Annotated in this window: 7 protein-coding genes; 3 read left to right on the plus strand and 4 right to left on the minus strand. The window is 71.6% G+C overall.

Annotated elements, in window-relative coordinates:
* Positions 1-1,264 precede the first annotated feature (1,264 nt).
* Positions 1,265-2,029 (minus strand): SDR family oxidoreductase, encoded by a 765-nt coding sequence (locus tag AC3ET4_RS25770; protein WP_431953408.1) that lies wholly within the window; start codon positions 2,027-2,029, stop codon positions 1,265-1,267.
* A gap of 190 nt (positions 2,030-2,219) precedes the next feature.
* On the opposite strand from AC3ET4_RS25770, the gene AC3ET4_RS25775 reads away from it, so the two are divergent.
* The 3 genes from AC3ET4_RS25775 (at position 2,220) to AC3ET4_RS25785 (ending at position 4,020) form a co-directional block, all read left to right on the plus strand.
* Positions 2,220-3,092, plus strand: coding sequence for a helix-turn-helix transcriptional regulator (locus tag AC3ET4_RS25775; RefSeq protein ID WP_431953410.1), 873 nt, complete (start codon positions 2,220-2,222; stop codon positions 3,090-3,092).
* Between the two features lie 106 nt (positions 3,093-3,198).
* A complete protein-coding gene (locus AC3ET4_RS25780) occupies positions 3,199-3,432 on the plus strand; it encodes a hypothetical protein (protein ID WP_431953411.1) in 234 nt (77 codons plus the stop codon).
* 258 nt (positions 3,433-3,690) lie between these two features.
* Entirely contained in the window at positions 3,691-4,020 is a 330-nt protein-coding gene (locus AC3ET4_RS25785) for a hypothetical protein (RefSeq protein WP_431953413.1), read from the plus strand.
* A 279-nt stretch (positions 4,021-4,299) separates the two neighbouring features.
* Here AC3ET4_RS25785 and AC3ET4_RS25790 read toward each other — a convergent pair whose 3' ends face one another.
* The 3 genes from AC3ET4_RS25790 to AC3ET4_RS25800 all read right to left on the minus strand — a co-directional run.
* The gene (locus AC3ET4_RS25790; protein ID WP_431953415.1) at positions 4,300-4,758 is read right to left on the minus strand and encodes a type II toxin-antitoxin system VapC family toxin; all 459 of its coding nucleotides are present in this window, start codon (positions 4,756-4,758) and stop codon (positions 4,300-4,302) included.
* Complete coding sequence (locus AC3ET4_RS25795; RefSeq protein ID WP_431953417.1) at positions 4,748-5,017, minus strand: type II toxin-antitoxin system prevent-host-death family antitoxin; 270 nt, start codon at positions 5,015-5,017, stop codon at positions 4,748-4,750. The genes AC3ET4_RS25790 and AC3ET4_RS25795 overlap by 11 nt, the downstream gene beginning before the upstream one ends.
* 196 nt (positions 5,018-5,213) lie before the next feature.
* Positions 5,214-6,002, minus strand: a 789-nt coding sequence (locus AC3ET4_RS25800) for an Ig-like domain repeat protein (protein WP_431953419.1), incomplete at its 5' end; no start/stop codon positions are given.

The raw sequence follows: 6,002 nt of genomic DNA on the forward strand, positions 1-6,002 counted from the left end.
GGGAGGACCTCCTTGCGGACGGAGCAGGCGGGATGGGAATCCCGCGACACGTACTGCGACCTCGTCCTTGGAATCCATGGCACGAGCGCGGAGATCTTCACGCACCTCGGAATCGGCGCAGGCGGTCCCCCGGACGGGGCAGCACAGCCACAGACCGGCCGGTATCGCCGCAGGTGACAGCCATGCCCGCGACCACATCAAAAAAGTGTGAAGAGCCTGTCAAACGGGTGACGGGCAGTCAGTGCCGATCCCTGTCGTGAAGCCGCTCAGAGCCGACGCCGCGTCAGTCGATGACATGCCGACTCGGGTGACGGGTCGACAGTCGCGACAAGGCTGGTGGGGGTAGCCCCGAGCCCCTGCCTGCGTTCGGCCCGGGGTCCGCGCTGTGAACGCCGGGAGAACCGTCAGATGTTGGCAGCATCGGCACATACGGGATAAAAAGGCGCTAAAGCTCCTGGCGCCGCATCAAAGGCGACTGCCCCGCTGATGCGGCGCCAGGAACCTGCCGGTGCACCGACGCACGCCCCTACCCCGAACTGGCGGTGTTCTAGGGCCTTACAGACGATTCCGGCACCGCCCCTGCCGCCCGCGGCATCACCGGCCACCGGGGGGCGGAGCCCTGCCCACCGCACAACGCGCCCGTCGGCACGGGGCCCTGGCACGAAAAGAGAACGGGAAATTGCAGGTCAGGCGAATAAGCACGGTTCGGCGAAGCACGGCACCGGCCCGACCGCGAGATCACGCACGGCCAAATAAACCACCCGGCCGAGGCGTTGAGCGACCCGCGCCGCCGCCCTCGCGCTGACGGACGCCGGCAGCCGGAACCGCATGTGATGCCTGCGGTGTTGGCAGTACGGCGATGCGCCCCGGCGGGAACAACCCTGCCGGACGCGCCCTCGGCCCCACACCCCGCCCCGGCACCGATACGGGGCCATCGGGTGTGGTGCCCTCCGGGCTGTCGTCAGGGCTGTCTTCCAGGCTGTTCCCGGTGTCGCAGCCCAGAGCCTGTCGTTGCAGGGGAGTTCGGCATGCCGGCGTCGGGTGATCGCCGCCGGCCATGACCGGGCACGAGACCGGTGCCGCGGTGCAGTCCTGTCCCCCTGCCGGGCAACGGCTCCGGTGGCAGGGGGACTTCTGGCGTGCCCGCACTGGCGTGGAGCCGTGCGCACCCGTGCGGCGGCGGGGAAGAGGCGAACGCCGGTGCCCGTCGCCGGGCTCACCGCGAGTCTCCTCCTGTGCCGGTTCCGGGCGGCCGCGGGCCCGCTCAGGGTCGGCGGCCGGGGAGCACCGCCAGGGCCTGGGAGCGCTGTGCGACCAGGTCGTCGTAGGTGCCGTCGCGCTCGGCGAAGCGGTGCATGAGGACGCCCTTCACGAGGATTTCGCGGGGGGGGGTGGGGTCCTGTGAGAGCAGGTGCATGACCTCGGTGGCGAAGTCGTCGAGGGGCAGCGCGTGCGGGTTGACCTTCTCCTGGCCCGCTGTGGCGACGGCCGGGGGGACGAGCTCGACGACGTCCACACCGGTGCCGTCGAGTTGGGCGCGCAGCGCCTCGGAGTAGGCGTGCACCGCGGCCTTGGACGCGGCGTAGCTGGGCATGGGCGGGAACAGCAGGAAGGCGATGCCGGAGGTGACCGTGATGAAGGCGCCGGCGCCGCGCCGGACCAGGTGCGGGGTGAAGGCGTCGATGACGCGGATGGTGCCGAGCAGGTTGGTGTCGATCGTGGCCTCGGCCGCCTCGAAGTGCGCGGGGTCGCGCAGGTCCTCCATGAGCATGACGCCCGGCATCGTCACGACGGTGTCCAGGGCGGGGTACCGGGCGAGCACGGCGTCGCGGGCGGAGGTGACGGAGTCACCGTCGGTGACGTCGACGCGGAACGTGCCGAAGCCTTCTCCGGCGAGTTCCGACAGTGCCGTCCGGGAGCGGCCGGCGACGGCCACGGTGCTGCCCGCCGCGGCGAACCGGCGGGCGAGCTCCCGCCCGATGCCCGAGGTTCCGCCGACGACGAGAACGGTGCGGTCGGAGAGGTCCACAAGATCTTCCTTTCGGTCCAGGACGCCGACGGCGTGCGGGCCGGCGGCGCGGACAGTGATGTCCGCCGTCTCTTGCAGGACGGCGTCACCGAAGTCTCGGGCCGGTCCCGCCGGGTGCGGCAGTGCCCCGGTCTTCCCTGGTCCTGCCAGGGCCCCCTCTGCGGCGCGAGCAGCGCATTACGGTGGCGGTATGAAGGATGAGGAATCCGGCAGCCGGCTCGGCAGCTACCTGCGCGCCCGGCGCGAGCTGGTCTCCCCCGCGCAGGCGGGGATCCCTTCCGGCGGCAACCGGCGGGTGCCCGGCCTGCGCCGTGAGGAGGTCGCCCTGCTCGCCGGCATCAGCCCCGACTACTACCTGCGTCTGGAACGAGGCCGCGACAAGAACCCCTCGCCGCAGGTCCTCGAAGCGCTCGCGCGGGTCCTTCGGCTCGACGACGTCGAGCGGACGTATCTGCTCGGCCTCGCGGCGGCCCGCCCCAGGGCGCCGCGCCGCAAGCGGCCCGAGCACGTACCGGAGCGGGTCCACGCGCTGCTGGCACACCTTCAGATCCCCGCGTTCGTCGAAGGGCGCGCGTTCGACGTCCTGGCCTCCAATCCCCTGGCCGTCGCGCTCTCCCCCCGGCTGCGGCCCGGCCAGAACCGGCTGCGTTTGCTGCTCCTCGACCCCGAGGAGCATGCCTTCCACCAGGACTGGCCGAAAGCCGCCGCCGATTTCGTCGCCGCCCTGCGCACCACCATCGGGGACGACACCGACAACCCGCGGTTCGTCGAGCTCGTCGGCGAACTCGCCCTGTCCAGCCAGCGGTTCCGCATCCTGTGGGCCCGCCACGACGTCCGGGGCCTGGACGGAGGCACGACCACGGTGAACCATCCCGTCGTCGGGGAACTGAGCCTGCACCGCGACAAACTCCCCATCGACGACGTCATCCTCGTTGTGTACTACCCCGACAAGGACAGCGACAGCGACGAGAAACTGCGGCTGCTGGGGACCCTCTCCCACACCGCGTCCCCCGGCACGGCACCCGACAGGCCGGCGGACCCCCCTTCCGCGAAGACCGTCTGAGGACCACTGCCGAGGCCGCGCCGCCCCCGTCTCATGGCGGCGAAGGCACCGGTGCCCCTCACCGCGGTCGCCGGCTGGAAGCGACCCTCGAGGAGGAGAACAGCCTGTGCGACGCAACGAGAGCGGCCCGCTCACGACCAGGGGCGTGCTGGTGCTGGTGGCAGCGGTGCTGGCCGCCTTCGCCGTGGCCATCCACAGCACCCGGGGCTCAGGCCCCACACCGCAGGAGTGCCGTTACATCGGGCCCCGGCCGCACTGCGCCACGCCCAGCCCCTCCCCGTCCGGCCTGCCGGGCCCCGGCTTCCCGACGAGCGGCATCTTCACAGCACCTGCCGGTTAGTGCCCGGTGCGGCGTCGTGGCCTTGGCCGGGTGAGGTGGACGCCGCTGCGACCTGGCGGGCAGTAGTCAGGCGTCCCGGGTTTGGTGTCCGAGCGATCCGGAGCCCCGGTAGGGTCGAAGCCCATGGAGAAGTGGGGCGCACGTCTGTATGGGGATTCGTGAAGGAGCTACCGGCACGCTTCCGCGTGCTGCTGGCAGGGCACACGGGGCACGAGCGTCATCCCGATCTGGCGTGGACGCCCGCAGCGTACGTCAGCCATGTCACCGACAACCTGCGGAACTGGGCAGAGCGACTCGCCGGAGCCCGGCTGTCAGGCGCTGTCCACCGTACCCGGCTACGACCCGGACCTTGTCGCGCAGGCCCGCCACTACAACGAGATCGCTCCCGCCGCGGCGCTGTGGTCACTGGAGCACGCGGTCGACGCCTGGGCGGAGTCGGTGACGTCGGCGCTGGAAGAGGGGATCGTGCTGCGGCATGCCACCCGCGGGGTCCAGCGCGCCGAGGATGTCGCGCGCAACAACGCCCACGACGGGTACCACCATGCCTGGGATGTCACGCGCATCCTGCGGTACGCGACACCTGCGTGAGCGAGGAACGACCCCCGCATGATCACAGGGATTCGCAGAGGCCGGCCTGGATCCGTATCCGTCCCAAGGCCGGCCCGGCACGTCCGTGTTGCCGTCCCGCTTCAGGAACCTGTGGGTCGAACCGCTGGGCCGGCGAAGGGTCGACGACGCGTACCGAGGCCTGATCTGGCGGCCCACTCCGGCACGGTCCGGCCGGGACCGGGCGGCCCGGTGGCGTGCCTGTCACCGGGCCGCCGGTGCCGGCACGCGCTGAGCCGCGTGCCGCACGGCCGCGATGGTTCAGCGGTCGTGGAGAACTGCCGGACGGGTGACCGGAACGACGGTCAGCAGGTCGTCCAATCCCTTGAAGTCGTCAGGGTTGGTGGTGAACAGGGGCAGGCCTTCGGCGATGGCGGTCGCGGCGATCATCAAGTCTGCGACCCGGCGCCGAGGTTTGCGGCCCGCGCCGATCACGGCGGCGCAGACCCTGCCGTAGATGCGGGCGGCTTCCGCGTCGAAGGGAATCGGATCGAACTCGTTCTCCGCGCGCTGCAGTACATCCATGCGCCGGGCACGTTCGGCGTACTCGTCGTAATCGCCCTGTTCGTCGTTTCTGCGGACCTCATGAGGCCCCGCCGACAGCTCGGCCAGGGTGATGGCGCTGATCGCCACCTCGACAGGCAGTTCATCCGGGTCCACCCACCTGCGGAGAATCATGATGTTGGTGTCCAGCAGCCCCTGTTCGTACTCAGCGGGCATAGGGGTCACCCGGCTCCTGATCGGCGGTGGCATCCTGATCGGCCCGGAAGGCGTCCAGCGATACATCCGGTGCGGTCCGCGACATGGCGGCAAACTCGCTGCGGGGCACAAAACGCCGGCGCCGGCGCAAGGGGACCAGCTCACCGATGCGGTGACCGTCCCGGGTGACGATGAACGCCTGGCCGCTCTGGACGGCGTCCATGATTTCTTTCGACCTGGTACGCAAATCACGCTGCGTGATCTCCGGCTGCGCTGTCATACCAGCCACCATAAACGCCGGTGGCACCTGGTGCCACCCCGTAGCACCAGGTGCCCATGGGGTGCGCGGGGCAGCCGCCCGAGCGAACGGGGTCGTCGGGCGCCGCCTGTCCGAGCGTTCGCCGCGCGGGACGCGGCCGGGCCGGCCCGCCTGGCCGGCGGGCCGGCCGTGGGCGGCCTGGCGCCGGACGCGGGCGTCACGTCACGGTGTGGGTGCCGGTGCCGGTCGAGGGGGCGGAGGTGGCGCTGCCGGAGTAGGAGGCGGTCAGGGTGTGGGGGCCGGGTCGGACGGGGTTGAACGACGCGGTCGCGACGCCGCCGATGAGGGGCACCACTTGCGGGTTGCGGTCGCCGAGGACCAGCACGATGGTGCCGGTGGGTGTGCCGGTCGAGGGCGGTGTCGCGGTGACGGTGGCGGTGACGGTGACCTTGGTTCCCGGCGAGGAGGGGTTGGGGGTGGAGGTCACCGTGGTGGTGGTGGCCTGCCGGGTCACGGTGTGCCCGTCGACGGCCTGGGAGGCCGCGTGGTCGGTGTCGCCGCCGTAGGAGGCGGTGACGGTGTAGGGGGCGGGGATGGCGGTGGTGTAGGTGTGGGTCGCGGTGGCCGCGCCTGCCGTCAGCGTGGCGGTGACGGCGGGTCCGCCGTCGCCGAAGGTGAAGGTCATGGTGCCGGTCGGGGGTGCGGTGCCGGTGGTCTGGGGTGTCACCGTGGCGGTGGCGGTCACGGTTTGGCCTGTCGCTGAGGGGTCCGGCGTGGTGGTGACCGCGGTGGTGGTGGCGGTCTGGCCGACGGTGTGCCGGTCCGTCGCCGTGGACGGCTGGTGGTGGGGGGATCCGTTGTAGGCGGCGGTGACGAGGAAGGGGCTGCCCAGGCGGGTGGCGTAGGCGTGGCCGGTCGTGGCGACGCCGGCGGTCAGGGGGGCCGTGGCGTCGGGGGTGCCGTCGCCGAAGGAGAACGTGACCGTGCCCGTCGGCACCGGCCCGCC

The sequence above is a fragment of the Actinacidiphila sp. bgisy167 genome (assembly GCF_057707665.1).

Coding starts and splice junctions, on each gene's coding strand:
- AC3ET4_RS25795 (WP_431953417.1), bottom strand. CDS start 5,017: ATGACAGCGCAGCCGGAGATCACGCAGCGTGATTTGCGTACCAGGTCG.
- AC3ET4_RS25775 (WP_431953410.1), top strand. CDS start 2,220: ATGAAGGATGAGGAATCCGGCAGCCGGCTCGGCAGCTACCTGCGCGCC.
- AC3ET4_RS25785 (WP_431953413.1), top strand. CDS start 3,691: ATGTCACCGACAACCTGCGGAACTGGGCAGAGCGACTCGCCGGAGCCC.
- AC3ET4_RS25790 (WP_431953415.1), bottom strand. CDS start 4,758: ATGCCCGCTGAGTACGAACAGGGGCTGCTGGACACCAACATCATGATT.